Origin of the sequence: Bacillus cereus group sp. BfR-BA-01381 (assembly GCF_022663555.1) — a bacterium.
GTDB lineage: Bacteria > Bacillota > Bacilli > Bacillales > Bacillaceae_G > Bacillus_A > Bacillus_A pacificus.
In genome coordinates this window covers 1-16,305 of the sequence record NZ_JAKUFR010000099.1, presented here as the reverse complement: position 1 = coordinate 16,305, position 16,305 = coordinate 1, and the positions used below count along the sequence as shown (strand labels likewise).

Sequence of the window (16,305 nt, the reverse complement as noted above, 5' to 3'; positions counted from 1 at the left end):
GTTCTATGAATCAATTATCAGGCTTGAAAACTGTTATGAGTGGTGTATATGGAAATATGTCTAATAGCAGACAAGCTATGGCAAGTAGCGTATCGAATCAAGTAGTTAATTATTCGTCTGGATCGTCTGGCGGCGGAGTAATTCCAATGCTTGGTGGTGATTTAGTTGTGGAAGTTCCTGTTATCTTAGAGGGAAGAGATGTGGCGCGCGGTACTTATCGATATACGAAAGAATATCAAGAAAGAGAAGAACAAAGAAACTCAGCCTTTTAGGTTTGGGTTTCTTTTGTTTTATAAAGAAATGAGGTGTCAACATGAGTTCTTTTACATTTAATAACGAGCGAAAAGATTTTATTCAAATTGCAAAAGGATGGAAAAGACCAACTTGGGCGCCGTTAAAAAGGGATTTTTTAAGTGTTCCTGGTTATCCAGGCGCGAGACTATTAAACACACAAACGGAAATGCGTGTTCTATCTATTCCTGTAGGAATTATCGTTCCTGATGGTTCTGATTTAGAAATCATAAAAGAAGAAATTGCGGATTGGTTAATTACAGATCAACCAACAGAGCTTACTTTCGATGTAGAACCAAATAGAACATATTTAGCTGTTGTAGATGATAGCTTTGATCCGGATGAATTTGTAACACTTGGAATCGGTACAATTAAATTTATTTGTCCAATGCCTTATAAATTAGGGAAGGTACAGACTCATCCGTTTGTACAAAGTTGGTCTACTGAGATTACTTCTTATTTCACGAATAAAGGAAGCGTAGAAGCTCCAGCATTAATTGAAATGACTGTAAAAAAACCAAGCACTTTTTTAGATGTATGGTTTGGTAAATATCCTTTAGAACGAAACTATTTCCGTATTGGTTATCCTCTGACTGTGGAGGAAACAACGGTACAAGAGCGTGAGCGTGTGTTATGGGATGAAATGGCTTCACCTATAGGTTGGACTCCTGTTACGGGACAAGTTGAAGAAATGAAAGGTACAGGTAGTTTTAAATCAAGGGATGGTTACGCATTATATTGTGAAGATTACGGACAAGAGAAAGGATTCCACGGAGCGATAGCAAAGAAAAGTATTCCTGGTGGACCATTACAAGACTTTGAAATGGAGACATGGGTGACTTTGAAGTCTAAAAGTATTGGAGAAATGGGGCGTGTTGAAGTTCTACTTTTGGATGATGCAAGTAATATTGTCGCACGAATCAACATGAGCGATTTATATTGGGATGCTGAAATCACAAAAGCTTACATGCGAATTGGAAATGCCGGAACACCCAACAGTATACGAAAACTAGTAGACACAAGTGGAGCGCACCCTAATACATTTAATCAATTTTACGGTAGGTTACGTATTGCGAGACGAGGTAAAGAGTGGACTGTTTATGTAGCTCGTTTCAGAGATGGGACAGAAACCGATGATGCTTCAATTGTTGAGCGTTGGATTGATGAAACAGGAAATCCGATGACTAACCGAAAAATTGCACAAGTTATGATTGCGGTATGTAAGTGGGATAACAACCAACCTGTTGATGTAATGCAAATAGATGATTTAAAGATTTGGAAAATAAATAAAGTTCCTTCTAATACAAAGCCTTATATTTTCGATGCAGGAGACAAAGTGATAATTGATACAGAAAGAAGTCTTGTTATGATTAACGGGAAAGATGCTATTAATATTAAAGATATATTCAGCGAGTTTCCTAAAATCATTCGTGGGGATAATCGTATTGATATTATGCCACCAGATGTTACAGCTACAATCAGTTACAGGGAGAGATATAGATGAGAACGCCAAGTGGTGAATTGCATGTTGTTGATTTTAAAACAGAACAAATTGTAGCATCTATTCAGCCTATAGATTATTGGGATGATAAAAGACATTGGGAAATCAAAAATAACATTGATACATTAGAGTTTCGAGTATTTGATAATACAAGGCATTCATCCACACTTATGCAGCAAAACCTAGTGTTAAAAGAAGTGCGTGATGGTCGTATCGTTCCTTATGTAATTACTGAAATTGAAAAGAATTCTGATGATAGGTCAGTAATCGCTTATGCATCTGGTGAATGGATTCAACTTGCTAAAGCTGGAATCATCCCTCCACAAAAATTAGAAGGTAAGACAGTAATTGAAATGGTTGATATTGCTCTTGCAGGTACGAAGTGGCAAAAGGGAAATTTAGAATATGCTAGTTTCCGTTCTATGACTATCGATGAATTTATTGATCCGTTGTCTTTTCTTAAAAAGATTGCTTCTTTATTTGAATTAGAAATTCAATATCGCGCTGAAGTTGTAGGATCTCAAATCGTTGGACGTTATGTAGATATGGTGAAAAAGCGTGGTCAAGAAACAGGGAAAGAAATAACCCTTGGTAAAGACTTGCTAGGAATTAAACGGATTGAAAACTCCCAAAATATTTGTACAGCCTTACTAGGTTTCGTAAAAAAAGAAGGCGGAGAATTTATTACCATTACAGAAATAAATAACGGTGTTCCTTATCTTGTGGACAATGATGCTTTTCAAAGATGGAACGAGAAAGGGAATCATAAATTTGGTTTCTATAGTCCGGAGACAGAAAATGATAATATGGATGCCAAACGTTTGATGACTCTTATGAATACAGAGTTGAAAAAACGTGTAAATGCGTCTGTTTTATATGAAGTCGAAGCACAATCAATTGGTCGTGTGTTCGGACTAGCCCATGAGTTAATTAATGAGGGCGATACAATTCGAATTAAAGATACGGGATTTACGCCAAAGCTTTATTTAGAAGCAAGAGCAATCGCTGGTGATGAATCGTTTAAAAATCCATTGCAAGATAAATATGTATTTGGAGATTATCATGAAATTATTGACCCAAATGAAGAATTAAGAAAGATTTACAATCGTATTCTTAGTTCGCTAGGTAATAAACAAGAAATGATAGATCAGCTAGATAAATTAGTGAAAGAAGCCAATGAAACGGCTAGTAATGCAAAGAAAGAATCCGAAGCAGCGAAAATACTTGCTGAAAAAGTACAGGAGAATATTAAAAACAATACCGTCGAAATCATTGAATCAAAGTACCCACCAACAACAGGGCTTAAAGATAGAAAAACATTATGGTTAGATATTTCTAATGGTAAGCCGGGCATTTTGAAACTTTGGAAAGATGGTATTTGGGACCCGGTAGTTCCTGATGTGGAATCAGTCAAGAAAGAAACACTTGAACAGGTCAATAAAGATATTGAGTCCACAAAAACAGAGTTAAATCAAAAGGTACAAGAAGCGCAAAATCAAGCAACAGGACAAGTCAATGAAGTGAAGGAAACCTTACAAGGCGTTAGTCGTACAATTTCTGATGTGCAAAACGAACAAGGTAATATTAATAAAAAAGTGACTCAAATAGAACAAACCTCAGATGGATTTAAAACTTCTATTGAGACTTTAACGAAAAAAGATACTGAAATTAGTAATAAATTAAATACAGTTGAACAAGATGCTAATGGAACGAAACAAACAATCGAACGCATTGAAACGAATATGAATAATTTACAAGTTGGTACAACTAACCTATATTACAATACAGAGTTTGATGGTAAAAAAAATCCTTTTGGTTGGGCTACACTAAACGCAGATCTTACTTTCTCAGAAGAAAACGATCATGGTGTATTGGTAGTAACGCCTAAAGTTGATACCGCTTGTGGTTTTTATCAAAGAATTGGCGGAAAAGGCATTAATACAATAGTTCCGTTACCTTTAGGTTTTTACACAGTTAGTTTGTGGGTAAAGGGTGTACCAGGGATGAAGGTTAATATTACAGCCGAAGCCGCTACTAATCTACCTAAATCAATAACTATGGAACTTACAGATGAGTGGATTAGGCACAAATATACATTTGAGGTTACAACTAAAAACAATAATGGAACTGTAACTTTTTATTGCCAAGATGGTAATAAAGGTAAAGTGTTCTATGCTATGAAACCACAAATTGAAAGAGGAAAAATACTTAGTGATTATAAAAAGTCTGATGATAATTACGCAGATACAAATACGTTCACTAAAGTTACATCTGAAATAAAGACAGAAGCAGGGAAGATTAGCGAGAAATTAACAGAAGTTACAGGGAAAGTTACTAACTTAAAACCTGGCGGTCGTAACTTCCTACTTAATACAGATTTTAAAAGATATATCACTAACGATAAAAGAGGTTGGGACAACGCATTAAACGGAACGTTACAACTTTCGAATTGGCAGGGTGAATTTAACGGTGGTGTTCAACAACCTGAAAAGGGGTATCACGCTCACTTAGATGTGAAAAAATTCGGATACCCTGTACTAGCTATGATAAGTAAGAATAGCTTTATTGGTCTTCCTGGTCGTTGGCTAGGACTGAATCAACCTATTATAGATGATTTCAAAAAAGGAGACATCGCAGGAAAAGAAATAACTATTAGTATGGATATTTGGACAGAAAGTGGATCAAATAATATTACTGGTGGTCTATACCATTTCATTGAAGGTAATTCAAATCAAACGTTTCATAGTGGTCAATTCTCAATAGGTGTAGATAAGATGAAGAAGTGGGTTAGATACTCACAAACTTTAAAACTACATGATAAGTATGATGTTTCTAAAGGGGCTCATTTTTATATATATGGACACACCGGAAACGAAGGTGAAAGATATATTAAGAATGTTCAAATTGAAATAGGTAACATTGCTACTGAATGGCAGCCGGCACCTGAAGAGAATGTCTCTACAGATGAATTCAGTAAGAAAACAACCGAGATTGAAAAAAGTGTGGATGGCGTAAAAACCACTGTAACAAATGTTCAAAACAGCCAAGCTGGATTTGAAAAGCGCGTGTCTACAGTAGAACAAACAGCAAGTGGATTATCTTCCACAGTTAGTAATTTAAATAATGTAGTATCAGATCAAGGGAAGAAGCTTACTGAAGCTAATACGAAACTTGAACAACAGGCAACCGCAATCAATGCAAAAGTCGAGTTAAAACAAGTAGAGGACTATGTTGCTGGGTTTAAGATACCTGAGTTGAAGCAGACTGTTGATCAAAATAAAGAAGTTTTATTAGATGAATTAGCTAATAAACTTGCAACTGAGCAATTTAATCAGAAAATGACTATGATTGATAACCGTTTCACTATTAATGAACAGGGTATCAATGCCGCAGCAAAAAGGACAGAAGTATATACGAAGATACAAGCAGATGGACAATTTGCTAAGGATTCCTATGTAAGAGATTTAGAAGGACGTATCCACATTACTGAGACCAATATCCTTAGTACTGTGAAAAAAGGCGATATTATTTCGGCTATTAATCAAACAGCAGAAACTATTAAAATTCAAGCGGGTAAAATAGAGTTAGATGGAACAACTATAGCAAAGTATTTAGAAGCGCAGGAACTTAGAGGTACAACCATACGTACAGACAATGGTGTTAATTATGTCCATATTCAAAAGCAATTCATCCGTTTAATGGAGTCAAATATAAGCAGGGTTTACCTTGGATACTATAAAGATCGTACAAGCCAAATTCAACCAACAGTTGTATTAGGGGGAGATTCTGATTTCCAAGACGGTTCGGTTGTTTTAAGTAAACAACCAACGCAAGGATTCTTAGGAGTAATAAACGGAAAAGATTCTAACGGAGACCCTTATTTTGTAAGCTCAGTTATATTCAAAAGATCAGGTGATTTGAACCTTAACGCAGGAATGAATGGAAATGTAACTGTTAACTCTGGTAAAGGTATAGGTCATTATGCAAAAGGTGGTTCGTTCTGGGTAGAAGCAACAGACGGAGTCACATTAAAAGGTGGAGCTAAATCTGTATGGATGGACTGTCAGTCTTCTATTGTTTTTAACTTAAAAGGTAAAAATATGCTTGATATAGTTGCGACATCCAACTCTGAAACGGATCTTCGCTTCCAAACAGTAACTTTGCGTAACGGTAACGTTGATGGATACAAAACACTTCAAGTTAAAGATGGAACAGGAAACGCTTTTAATGCTGTCACAGCAGCTGCATTCCAAACAGCATCGAAACGCGAGTACAAAACAAATATTCGCGATGTACAGTTTGATGCAATAGAAAAAATTATGGCGCTCAAAATTCAACAATATAACTTGAAAACAGATATAGAAGAATTATATGAGAAGCGTATGAATCGTGTTGAAGGGGACCCGATTCTTACAACAAACGATATAGAAACTCACTATGGGTGGATTGCAGATGATGAAAATACTCCTGGGTGTTTTGTTACAAAAGAAAAAAATGCAGCTGAAATATATTCTTCTTTAGCAATTCAAATAAAAGCATTCCAAGAAGAGAAACTTGCTAAAGATGCTGAAATTGAAGAGCTAAAAGAAGAGAATAAACAAATGAACCGTAGAATTGAAGTGTTAGAACAATTGTTAGTTCAAAATTTAATTGATAAGAAACCAGAGCAGCCATAAGCTGGTCTTTTTATTTTGCACAAAATACGGCTTTTACAACAAACCGAAGCGTGCTTATAGCAGGCTTTTTTATTTTTAGAAAAGGAGCTAAACCAATGCAAGAAATTCAAGATTTAAAGCAAGAGATCCAACAAATTAAGTCAGATCAGAAAGATATGCAGCGGGACATTCGAAATTTAGAAACACGTACCACTGTCAATGAAAAGGACATTGTAAATATTAATAAACAGCTCGAAAAAATCAGCGCCAATACCACTTGGATTTTACGAATTATCATCGGAGCAATTGTAGCTGGGTTATTGGGGTTACTAATGAAAGGCGGCATGTAATATGTCAAAAGAGAATATCAAAAAACGATTCCGCAACTGGCGTACCTGGGTTGCGGTTTTTTCATTGGTCGGATTTCTATTTACGAAATTCGGAATGCCTGAAGCAAAGAACTTTATTGAAGAGTTGCTCCCCTATGTATTTACAGTAGGTGTATCACTTGGTATTTGGACAGATCACGAAGAAAAAGGAGAAGATGCTGAATGAAAAAATCAATCAAACTGGCTTCCTCTGTATTTATGACTCTATTGCTCCTGTTAAGTTTTGCTACAGGAGCTTTTGCTGATAGAACGCTTATTATTCCTGATTTACCTAAACAACCATACCGTAATGGTGTTGGTGCATATGAAGGCGTTGTGGCGCATAGTACAGCAACTCCAGAAGCGCCAGCTATTAACATTCAAAAATATGAGTCTCGTACATGGCGCTCGGCATTTGTACATTACGCAGTTGATTGGAATGAAACAATCCAAATTGCTGATACGAAATACATCGCTTATGGAGCTGGACCAGGGGCGAATAAACGATTTGTTCATGTGGAGTTATGTGAAACAAGAGATTATGAAAAATTCAAACGCAGCTATGATAAATACGTGAAATTATTGGCTAAAATCCTTCGTGACCGTGGAATATCAGTAGAAAAAGGATTGTGGACTCACTACGATGTGACGAAATATCTTGGCGGTACAGATCATGAAGACCCACTTGATTACTTAAAGTCTCATGGTGTATCAGAAGCCCAATTCCGTGCTGATGTACAACGAGCATACAATAACTCTAATGTTGAAGTTTCTGTTCCTGATAAGCCATCTAAACCAGCGGAGGTTCCAACGGCTGTAACAGATGGTATTGCTTATATTGAAGGTTATAACGTGAATTTACGTAAAGGACCTGGTACAAGCTATTCTAAGATTCGTCAGTTAAACAAACCAGAAGCTTATGTTGTATGGGCTGAAAAGGATGGTTGGTTAAACCTTGGCGGTGAGCAATGGATTAAAAATGATCCATCTTATGTGAAGTTTAGTAAGAAAAGCACAGTGGATTCTTCTATTGTAGGGAAGCGTGTTGTTTCAAAGGTTAACAATCTACGTTTCTATGATGCTCCATCTTGGCAGGATAAAGATGTTAATGGATCTGTAGATGCAGGTTTAGGTTTTACTATTGATGCAAAGATAAATGTTAATGGTTCACCACAATATAAAGTGCACAATAGCAAAGGTAAAACATACTATATCACAGCAAGTGAAGCCTATGTGTATGTGAAGTAAGGGAAAGAGCCGTTTTCTGTAGTGGAACCGGCTCTTTTTATGTTTGTTTTATTATGCTTCATATGCCATACTATCAGGAAAGCCTTCGTTTCTTTTAAGACATCGCACAATCCTAGTACATGCACAATTAAAATAATGTTCTCTCATTGTTTCTGAATCTACTAGAGCTTGCTCTAAGTCATAAAACATTCGTTCTTTCTTATTGTAATACATTTTGCCTATTTTATCGGGTGATTCAGAAGGATAGTATTGATAAACAACAATCTCTTCATCTTCATATTTTTTAGTTATTAATAAACATATTGCCATATATATAGGCCTCTTTATTTATAATGAATTTTATGATTGGAGTTATCTGAGAAAAAATGATCTCCTAATTTCTATTTTGAAATTATTGGGAATGAATAGTCTTCTTTTAATAGACCGATATGGAGGTTCACTAAAAGAATTAATAGTATATGCAAAGTGGATGTTTGTAAAATAAAAGGGCGCCTCCAGATGGAACAGCCCTTTTATTTTATGGTTAGGTTACTCTATTATATCTTTTAAATAATAAATGAAATTTGATTTGGTAAATCAATATTTTTAATATTCTCCATTCCACCATGTTCATCAACTTGCTTATATATCTTAAAGGCACACTTGTAAAATAATTGAAAATCTTCCTTAGGCAAATCATCAAGTAAAACATAGCCTTCTTCAAAGGTTGTTTTATCTTTCAAAATTTTAAAACGCCATCTTTCATACATTTCTGGGTATTGCTCGCAAATATCAATAGTAGGACCAAAACTGTAAATCGTGTATTCGCTATTATCTAATTCTTTTATTATTGTAATCGTTGGGTATCTTCCCATTTCAATTCACTCCTTAATTAATCAAATGCTTTATCTAAAGGGATTTTAAAGTGTTCGTCCAGTGGGTTGAAAGGCTCTGAATCGGGAGCCTTCCAAGGGCGACCAGATTCAACCGTTTTAGCATGAGCTGTCGCATAATCAACTTTAAAAATACCTTCAAAACGAGATTCGAAATATTCGTGTTTTAATAGTTTGATATCATTTTCATGATGAATACCTTGTTCTAGGCGTTGCCAAGCTCTCGCTATCCCAAAATCAGGATCAAACTTACCAACTCTATTATCTGGTAACTGATGATCTTTAATAAAAACATGATCTTTAATACGTTGTATTCTTTTATCTGACCAACCAGTGTTTTTGGAAATCGCAGCAATATCAGAAGCATTACCCCTAATTTCATCGTACATTTTTGCGACCCGTTGTTCACCTTCCATGAATTGTACAACAAAACTTCTTCCTCCAGAATAAAACTTTGTTATATCTGAAGCGTGTTCTGCATTTTTAGCTGTATTTACAGCTTCAGCAGCCTTTGCAGTCATTTTTACGCCTTTCCCAATTTTTGCGATTTTTCCGACAGGTGTAACTCCTGCTACTGCCATTCCTCCAGCTAAAAACCTTTCCCAAGTTGAAAGTTTTTCGCCAGTAGATGGATCAATACCATCCCAAGCACGACGAACATCGTATTCACCACTTATTTCGCCAGCAATATCTCTAGCTAATTTTTTACCATCAAAGCCTTTCTCTTCAGAAGAAGGCTTACCACACATTGCACCTTCTTCTATTGTAACATTTTGATCATCCGCATTACGGAATTTTTCAGCAATTCGTTTTAAATCTTCTTCCACTTGTATAATTGAATTGATAGCTGTAAAAGCTTTTGGTCTCGCATCATTGAACATTTGAACGAATTGTTGATTAGAGGCACCAATCCATTGAAAACACAAACGATCTATTTCATTACATAGATTATTATGTATAGATTCTAATGCGATTCTGGTATTATTTGCACGATTAGCAACTTCTTCTAGCATTTCAGGTGTTACTTTGATTTGAACCATTTCTTTCCTCCCTTTCCCCAATTAAAATTATGAGATAAAAAGAAAAAAATGTAAATGTAGAAAGTTTAGATTAGTATAATAATATTTATGTGAAATAAAAGCCACTTAATTGTAAATGAAGCCTATGTACATGTTAAATGTTTTCTTACAAAAGAATAGTTTTATGAACAAAAATTATTATCTGGTTCTATATGTAGATGATTATATATTGATTTTCATCTTTATAAATGTTAGGGTAAATATACACCGTTTCTTATTTATCTATGAGTACTGTCTGTAGAACGAATAGAATAATTTGAAAAAAATCCCCTTTTGCACCTATATGCAGAAGGGGATTTTAATATTTATGAGATTTAAAATTTACTTTTAGATAATGCTTTAAGTACTGGCTTTACAATTAAACCTATTAAACGAAAGCCTTTAAATATAGAGCGTACAACTTTCATGAGGATGCCCCCTAAAGAAATTATATATTAAGTATGTATTATTTCTTTTCTTTAACTTCGTATTTAGCTTCAATGAAATTTAATACTTTACCTTTTGGATCATCATTTTCAAATTGAACTGCTGTAACTGTATGTATCCCTGGTTTTAATGTATCTTCACTTAAAATAATTGACGTTTGAGTTAATTCTGCGACTTGTAATGTTTCTTTGAAAATCTTATCAACATAAACAAATGTTTGTTTGTCTCCTTGGAAGTTAGCATAATCTATACCAAGATGCAGCATTAAATCATTATTATTTGCAAATAAAACTGGTGCATTTCCATTTTCAGAGTTTCCTGCTGGTGTACTAACTTTTATCTTTCCTTCTCCAACTGGTGTGGCATCTTTAGGGAAAGGATACTTACTTGTTTTTTTATTACTAGTTTCTGATGTGCTACTTTGTGTTGTATTGTCTTTAGCTTCACTCTTGCTATCTGTAGAACCACATCCAGCTAAAAGTCCTATTGATAGTCCTGCAATAATTAATTTTTTCAAAGAATGTTCCTCCTAGTTGATGTTAATAACTGCATTATTATATCAAAAAACAAAGATGTAGAGATTGTTTATGAAATAATAAAATGAATATTTTATGTTTAGAAAATTTTTCTTCCATATAAAATTATAACAATTTAACAAAACATGATTTCTATATATAATAGAAGAAATAAAAAATCCTTCTTGTGTTATCACCCTGTTGGCGTCAACCTCATGCGCCTAATGGCCACAAAAAACATCTACTTCGTCCCATTCGGTCAAGATGCACCAGAGAAAAAACCGAACTCAATGGTAGCTCGCATGGAGTTACTGGAAGATACAGTATTAGAAGCGCTGCAAGGGAAGCAATTGCAACCGGTTGTCGTAGAAAAATTCAGATATATGAATTAAAAAACGAAAAAAAACGGACAATTTTCGATGAAACCATCATTCTTACTGTAGAATATGATAAAATTAACGTTATTAAGATTAGAAGGGGTATTGTATACTCCTTCTCATTCTAAGTTATAGAAGGATTGGTATCTAGAAAGGGGCATAGTGATGGAAAAGCAAAAAACTTTTCATGTCGCTGTAGTTGGAGCAACCGGCGCAGTTGGTGAACAAATGTTAAATACTTTAGAGAAACGAGAATTTCCAATCGGGAAGTTAACGTTACTTTCATCTAAACGATCTGCAGGTAAGAAACTTGTATTTAAAGGCGAAGAATTTACAGTTCAAGAGGCAACTCCTGAAAGTTTTGAAGGAGTAGATATCGCACTATTTAGTGCTGGTGGATCTGTATCAAAACAATTAGCGCCAGAAGCAGCAAAGCGCGGTGCGATTGTTGTTGATAATACAAGTGCATTCCGTATGACAGAAAACGTGCCACTTGTTGTACCTGAAGTAAATGAAAACGACTTAAAAGAACATAATGGTATTATTGCAAATCCAAACTGTTCTACAATTCAAATGGTAGTAGCTCTTGAGCCAGTTCGTCAGCAATATGGTTTAAAACGAGTAATCGTTTCCACATATCAAGCTGTATCAGGTGCTGGTGCGGCAGCAATTGAAGAACTTCATGAACAATCACAAGCAATCTTAAATGGTGAAGAAGTAAAGGCGAATGTTTTACCTGTATCAGGTGATAAGAAACATTTCCCGATTGCTTTCAACGCGATTCCACAGATTGATAAGTTCCAAGATAATGGATTTACGTTTGAAGAAATGAAAATGATTAATGAAACGAAAAAAATTATGCATATGCCAGAATTAGAAGTAGCGGCAACATGTGTACGTTTACCAGTTGTATCAGGTCACTCTGAGTCTGTTTACATTGAAGTAGAAAAAGAGGGCGTAACAGTAGAGGAATTAAAGAACTTACTTGCAAATGCGGAAGGTATCGTTCTGCAAGATAACCCAGAAGAGCAATTATATCCAATGCCAGCTACTGCAGTAGGTAAAAACGAAGTATTCGTTGGAAGAATCCGTAAAGATTTAAATAACGATAAAGGATTCCATCTTTGGGTCGTATCTGATAACTTATTAAAAGGCGCTGCATGGAATTCTGTTCAAATTGCAGAGCGCTTAGTAAAATTACAATTAGTGTAAACGGCTAAGAGAAGGTGCAAAATATGAAAATTATTGTTCAAAAATTTGGTGGCACATCTGTACGTGATGAAAATGGACGTAAGCATGCGCTTCATCATATAAAAAAATCGCTAGATGCGGGTTATAAAGTAGTGACTGTCGTATCTGCTATGGGTCGTAAAGGTGAACCATATGCAACTGATACGTTGTTAAGTCTTGTAAATCAAGAAGAATCTCACATTTCTAATCGTGAGCAAGATTTATTATTATCATGCGGAGAATTAATCTCAGCAATCGTTTTCTCTAACATGTTAAATGAGAACGGTATAAAAGCAGCGGCATTAAATGGTGCACAAGCTGGTTTTGTAACAAATGATGATTTTACAAATGCTAAGATTATTGAAATGAATTGTGATCGTATACACGAAGAGCTAGAAAATGTAGATGTAATCGTTGTGACAGGATTCCAAGGACAAACGAAAAAAGGTGATACGACAACACTTGGACGCGGAGGTAGTGATACTTCAGCTTCAGCTTTAGGTGTTGCGCTTCATGCTGAATATATCGATATCTTCACAGATGTAGAAGGTGTGATGACTGCGGATCCTCGCATTGTAAAAGATGCACGTCATCTTCAAACTGTAACGTATAACGAAATTTGTAACATGGCATATCAAGGTGCAAAAGTCGTTCATCCACGTGCAGTTGAAATTGCGATGCATGCAAAAGTACCGCTTCGTGTACGTTCTACGTACTCTGATAGTGAAGGTACGCTTATTTCAGCATCTGACGGCGCTACAAAAGGCCGTGATGTAGAAGAACGTCCTGTTACAGGTATTGCACATGTATCAAATGTGACGCAAATTAAAGTACTTGCAAAAGAAACAGCATATGATTTGCAACAGCATGTGTTTAAAGAAATGGCGAATGAAGGAATCAGTGTCGATTTAATTAACATTTCACCTACTGGGGTAGCTTATACGGTGAGTGATAATGTATCAAATCGTGCAGTTGAACTATTACAAAACCTTGGATATGAGCCAATTGTGACAGAGCATTGTGCGAAAGTATCTATTGTAGGAGCTGGAATGGCAGGATACCCAGGGGTTACTGCGAAAATCGTTACAGCTTTAGCTGAAAAAGGTATTCAAATTCTGCAATCAGCAGATAGCCATACGACAATTTGGGTTCTTGTAAAAGAAACTGATTTAGTGGAGGCTGTAAATGCATTACATAGTGCGTTTGAGCTTTCAAAAGAAAAGCAACTGGAACAATAAGGAGTGAGACCATGATAGATTTTGGGACAATTGCAACCGCGATGGTAACACCGTTTGATATAAACGGCAATATCGATTTTGCAAAGACAACGAAATTGGTAAATTATTTAATTGATAACGGTACAACAGCAATCGTGGTAGGAGGAACGACAGGAGAATCTCCTACACTAACTTCAGAAGAAAAAGTAGCGTTATATCGCCATGTCGTATCTGTTGTCGATAAAAGGGTGCCCGTAATCGCTGGAACAGGTAGCAATAATACGCATGCTTCTATTGACTTAACGAAAAAGGCAACAGAGGTTGGTGTTGATGCAGTAATGCTAGTAGCACCGTATTATAACAAACCGAGTCAAGAAGGAATGTATCAGCACTTTAAAGCAATTGCTGAAAGCACGCCGCTTCCGGTTATGCTATATAACGTTCCGGGACGATCTATTGTACAAATCTCCGTTGATACAGTTGTTCGTTTATCAGAAATAGAAAACATTGTTGCGATTAAAGATGCAGGCGGCGATGTGTTAACAATGACAGAAATCATTGAAAAAACAGCGGACGACTTCGCAGTATACAGCGGTGATGACGGTTTAACGTTACCAGCTATGGCAGTTGGAGCGAAAGGTATCGTTTCTGTAGCATCTCATGTTATCGGAAATGAAATGCAAGAAATGATTGCAGCATTCCAAGCAGGTGAATTTAAGAAGGCGCAAAAATTACATCAATTACTTGTAAGAGTAACGGATTCATTATTTATGGCGCCAAGCCCAACACCAGTAAAAACAGCATTACAAATGGTTGGATTAGACGTAGGTTCTGTACGTTTACCACTTCTTCCGTTAACAGAAGAAGAAAGAGTAACGTTACAATCTGTTATGCAATCTATCCCTCGTTAATAAAAAATGACCTAGTGTAGAACTAGGTCATTTTTTATAGGATGAAAGTCTTTTCTTCTCTTTTCTCACCTATATGTGTTTTTATTAGATCATTAACCGTTTCTTCATTATGAATTACAACATGTATAAGAAAATAATCGTCTCCCTTAAAATGAATCAAAAACGAAAGTGATTATAGAGTCAACATTTGTACAAACGTAATAAACCACCGCTTCTGTTTTTCGGAGAAATCCCCTCAAATGTGACGTAATTCATAAAAAAACTCCATTTTATAAGTATTTTTGTTCAATTTTAGAAAAATAGGTCTTGAAACGCCATATTATGAAATGAATTTAACGTATGTATGGCTATTTCTTCAAAATAATAGGTAGTATAAAATCGAAGTAAATATATAGGAACGCCATTTGATACTTTTGTTATAATTCCGTTCTTTTACTTTTTCTTTCGCACGATTTAACTTGTGTTCTATTTCTTGTATCAGGTATAATATGGCTAAGTAGCTTAGTACGGGTATGCTTAGCAAAATTGGTAAAAATTATAATTTGATTACATTTTCATATCATATCGAATAAGATATTTGATTTATATAATGAAAGAGAGGTGAAACCTGGTTTAAAAAATAAACAAGGACATGATATCGCATAACGGTAAGGACATTCGTCTTGGACGGTGAATATATGGTGGTTGTAGAGTTTCCCCTGGTGTCTCTGCAATTTTAGTGAAATCAGTGTTTGAAAGATTTTTAAACCAGGCAACAACATGAAGAGAAAAGAGAATGAGTCTGTTAAAGTATTTGCTCTTGGTGGAGTAGGTGAAATCGGGAAAAACATGTACTGTGTTGAAATTGATTCTGAAATCTTTATTGTAGATGCAGGGTTAATGTTCCCGGGAGATGAAATGTTTGGAATTGATATCGTTATTCCTGATATTACATATTTAGTAGAAAACCAAGAGCGAGTAAAAGGTTTATTTATTACTCACGGTCATGAAGATCATATTGGTGGCATTGTTTACGTACTTCGTAAATTATCAATTCCAGTGTATGCAACGAAATTAACGGTAGGACTTATACAAGAAAAACTTGGCGAAGCGGGTATGTTAGGTCGTGTAGACTTAAAAACAATCGATTCAAATTCAACAGTAGAGTTTAATACTACAACGGTGTCATTCTTTGGAACGACACATAGTATTCCGGATTCTGTTGGTGTTTGTTTCCATACATCAAAAGGTGCGATCGTATATACGGGAGACTTTAAATTCGATCAAACTCCAATTGGAAATAGTGGAGCAGACCTTGGAAAAATGGCTCAAATCGGAAATGAAGGCGTTCTATGCTTATTATCTGATAGTACAAATGCTGAGCGTCCAGGCTATACAGGTTCTGAAAAAGAAGTTGGTGTAGAAATTTCTAAAGTGTTCTACGGCGCAGAAGGACGTATTATCGTTGCTTCATTTGCATCGAATGTACATCGTATTCAACAAGTATTTGATGCAGCTGCTGAAACAGGACGAAAAGTAGCGGTTGTAGGACGTAGTATGGTGAAAGTGGTAGATATCGCAAGACGTCTTGGTTATTTAGATGTTCCAGAAGGTATGGTTATTTCACTACAAGAAG

13 protein-coding genes and 2 pseudogenes are annotated in these 16,305 nt (G+C 35.6%); 11 read left to right on the top strand and 4 right to left on the bottom strand.

The window, feature by feature from the left end:
- The 6 genes and pseudogenes from MR079_RS24065 to MR079_RS24040 form a co-directional block, all read left to right on the top strand.
- Window positions 1-272, top strand: a pseudogene (locus MR079_RS24065) (phage tail protein); the annotation flags it as partial.
- A 41-nt stretch (window positions 273-313) separates the two neighbouring features.
- On the top strand, window positions 314-1,795 hold the full coding sequence (locus tag MR079_RS24060; protein ID WP_242294787.1) for a distal tail protein Dit: 1,482 nt from the start codon (window positions 314-316) through the stop codon (window positions 1,793-1,795).
- A complete protein-coding gene (locus MR079_RS24055) occupies window positions 1,792-6,468 on the top strand; it encodes a phage tail spike protein (protein WP_242294786.1) in 4,677 nt (1,558 codons plus the stop codon). Before MR079_RS24060 ends, MR079_RS24055 begins: the two co-directional genes overlap by 4 nt.
- Window positions 6,469-6,563: 95 nt before the next feature.
- Complete coding sequence (locus MR079_RS24050) at window positions 6,564-6,797, top strand: hemolysin XhlA family protein (protein ID WP_097851804.1); 234 nt, start codon at window positions 6,564-6,566, stop codon at window positions 6,795-6,797.
- 1 nt (window position 6,798) lies between these two features.
- Complete coding sequence (locus MR079_RS24045; protein ID WP_242294785.1) at window positions 6,799-7,002, top strand: hypothetical protein; 204 nt, start codon at window positions 6,799-6,801, stop codon at window positions 7,000-7,002.
- The gene (locus tag MR079_RS24040) at window positions 6,999-8,063 is read left to right on the top strand and encodes an N-acetylmuramoyl-L-alanine amidase (RefSeq protein WP_242294784.1); all 1,065 of its coding nucleotides are present in this window, start codon (window positions 6,999-7,001) and stop codon (window positions 8,061-8,063) included. The genes MR079_RS24045 and MR079_RS24040 overlap by 4 nt, the downstream gene beginning before the upstream one ends.
- Before the next feature lie 51 nt (window positions 8,064-8,114).
- Here MR079_RS24040 and MR079_RS24035 read toward each other — a convergent pair whose 3' ends face one another.
- The 4 genes from MR079_RS24035 to MR079_RS24020 all read right to left on the bottom strand — a co-directional run bounded on the left by MR079_RS24035 (window position 8,115) and on the right by MR079_RS24020 (window position 10,957).
- Complete coding sequence (locus MR079_RS24035) at window positions 8,115-8,372, bottom strand: hypothetical protein (protein ID WP_242294783.1); 258 nt, start codon at window positions 8,370-8,372, stop codon at window positions 8,115-8,117.
- Window positions 8,373-8,608: 236 nt separating this feature from the next.
- Complete coding sequence (locus tag MR079_RS24030; protein WP_000534160.1) at window positions 8,609-8,917, bottom strand: hypothetical protein; 309 nt, start codon at window positions 8,915-8,917, stop codon at window positions 8,609-8,611.
- A 17-nt stretch (window positions 8,918-8,934) separates the two neighbouring features.
- Window positions 8,935-9,975 (bottom strand): WXG100 family type VII secretion target, encoded by a 1,041-nt coding sequence (locus tag MR079_RS24025; protein ID WP_242294782.1) that lies wholly within the window; start codon window positions 9,973-9,975, stop codon window positions 8,935-8,937.
- Between the two features lie 484 nt (window positions 9,976-10,459).
- The gene (locus tag MR079_RS24020) at window positions 10,460-10,957 is read right to left on the bottom strand and encodes a hypothetical protein (RefSeq protein WP_242294781.1); all 498 of its coding nucleotides are present in this window, start codon (window positions 10,955-10,957) and stop codon (window positions 10,460-10,462) included.
- Between the two features lie 201 nt (window positions 10,958-11,158).
- Between MR079_RS24020 and spoVFB the strand changes: the two are divergent.
- From spoVFB to MR079_RS23995, 5 genes and pseudogenes are all read left to right on the top strand, one after another.
- A pseudogene (spoVFB, locus tag MR079_RS24015) lies at window positions 11,159-11,347 on the top strand (dipicolinate synthase subunit B); the annotation flags it as partial.
- Between the two features lie 150 nt (window positions 11,348-11,497).
- The gene (gene asd, locus MR079_RS24010; protein WP_000414848.1) at window positions 11,498-12,544 is read left to right on the top strand and encodes an aspartate-semialdehyde dehydrogenase; all 1,047 of its coding nucleotides are present in this window, start codon (window positions 11,498-11,500) and stop codon (window positions 12,542-12,544) included.
- A 23-nt stretch (window positions 12,545-12,567) separates the two neighbouring features.
- Window positions 12,568-13,800 (top strand): aspartate kinase, encoded by a 1,233-nt coding sequence (gene dapG, locus MR079_RS24005; protein WP_000692473.1) that lies wholly within the window; start codon window positions 12,568-12,570, stop codon window positions 13,798-13,800.
- 11 nt (window positions 13,801-13,811) lie between these two features.
- Entirely contained in the window at window positions 13,812-14,690 is an 879-nt protein-coding gene (gene dapA / locus MR079_RS24000) for a 4-hydroxy-tetrahydrodipicolinate synthase (protein WP_000564761.1), read from the top strand.
- 759 nt (window positions 14,691-15,449) lie between these two features.
- The coding region (locus MR079_RS23995) for a ribonuclease J (protein ID WP_242294780.1) at window positions 15,450-16,305 on the top strand (856 nt) is incomplete at its 3' end.